The 1,731-nt window shown below is 65.0% G+C and carries 1 protein-coding gene; it reads right to left on the reverse strand.

The window, feature by feature from the left end:
* Positions 1–1,639: SpvB/TcaC N-terminal domain-containing protein (locus ENSA7_RS41125; RefSeq protein WP_181234633.1), on the reverse strand; the 1,639-nt coding region annotated here is incomplete at its 3' end.
* Positions 1,640–1,731 lie beyond the last annotated feature (92 nt).

The following is a 1,731-nucleotide window of genomic DNA, read 5'->3' on the forward strand; positions in this document are numbered from 1 at the left end:
GCACCAGATCCGGCAGCCCATCGCCGGTCATGTCCGCGAACTGGATCGAGGTCCGCGCGTCGTTGAACACCAGCATCGGCCGCGAGGCCGCCGCGTGGGCGTTGGGGATCCGCGTGGGCGCCTCAAATCCCTCGGCGCCTTTGCTGCGGTACCAGGTCATGGTGTCGCCGCGATCGATCAACACATCTGGATACCCATCGCCAGATAGATCGATCAGCTGCACTCGCGGGTCATTCCAATCGATGTTGGGGATCGTCGAGAACTTGCGAAAGTTCCCCCACCCCTCGTCCTCCGTCCGGGTGAAGAACCCCGGCGTGGGCGCGACGAAGCTGACCAGCTCCTTGCGACCATCGCCGTCGATATCCATCAACTGCACACCCGGGCCACCGAGCGTGGTCGGCCGCGAGGGCATGGCTACCATCGGCCCGAAGTGACCGTCGCCGAGGCCCCGCTTGTAGTACCAAGTCCCCGCGGCTTCGGTGACCAGCCCAGGTACGCCCTCACCGTCGAGATCGACCAGCCGCGTCATCCGGCCGTCGATCCCCGCGGGCAGGTTTCGCAGCGTCTGCTTGTCGGTGATCTCGTGCACCGTCGGATCCACCGTCGCGTCGCTGTACTCGAACTCGACCGCCGGCAGAGCAGCAGCGTCGAACCACCCCGAGACCTCGTCGAGCCGGTAGTTTCGTTGGATCACGCCAGTGACCCGGGTCATCGCGGGATCTTCGGCGTGCACGAGATCCGTGGACGCGACCAGGTACGGCGCGTCGCCGAGCTCGGCGAAGCGATGAAACATCAACACGCGCCGACACAGCCGCCGCGTGCGGATCTCGAACCCGGCCCGATAGCTCGAGAAGGTGTCGGGCCGCGCCGCCCAAGGCCGGACCTCGTCGGGCGTGACCTCGAGCTGCTCACCATGCCAGATCCCATGCTCGCCGTAGTCGAGCACGACCTCGAACAACCACCCCGCAGCGACAAACGGCGTCGCGTTGCCATACTTGATTCGCTTGAGATAGCGCTGCGCCTGCCCCGGTGTGTCCGCCAAGCGCGGCCGCTCCTCGGTCGCGTTGACGTCCACACCCGCGAGATCCTCTTGCTTGTATTCATAGACGACGATGTTCCCACGATCGTCATGCGACTCTTCGAGCAACCACGAGAACACATGATTGGGAAACGCCGGATCGGCCACCCGCGCCGCCGCGGTCTTGCCGTAATAACTAGTCACATTATCCGGCGAGATCGTCTTCCAGAACACCTCGCGCGTGGCCTTGGAACGCCAGCGCTCGATCCTCGCAAACCCGCTCTCGACCCGCGGCTGGAACCGGTGGATCAGATGCCCATCGCGCTGCTCGAAGCCGATCCGCACGAGGTCCTCGGCGCCCGACAAAATGAACGTGTCGTTCTTCTTGGGATCCGAGCTCGTGTCCCAGTATTCAGGCAAGCCCTTCTCGGTCTTGCGCGAGATCGCGGGCACACCGAGTGACCACCCGATCCCGAACGGCCCGTTGCCCTGACCCGAGCCGTAGCTCAGCGCGAGGCTCGGCCCGAAGCCACCGCGCCCCGGTGACGTGGCGATCGGCACCGAGGTCGAGCCTGTTCCGGTAAATGGGTTGGGCGAGAATTTCTCACCGATGCTTCGCATGGCGCCACCACCGGTGGGCAGCGAGATCGTCGGTGCGAAGCTCGAGCGCGGATCTGCAGTTTGATCCCCACCGAACGGCGAGCGGTAGACCT

Source organism: Enhygromyxa salina (genome assembly GCF_002994635.1).
Lineage (GTDB): Bacteria > Myxococcota_A > Polyangia > Nannocystales > Nannocystaceae > Plesiocystis > Plesiocystis salina_B.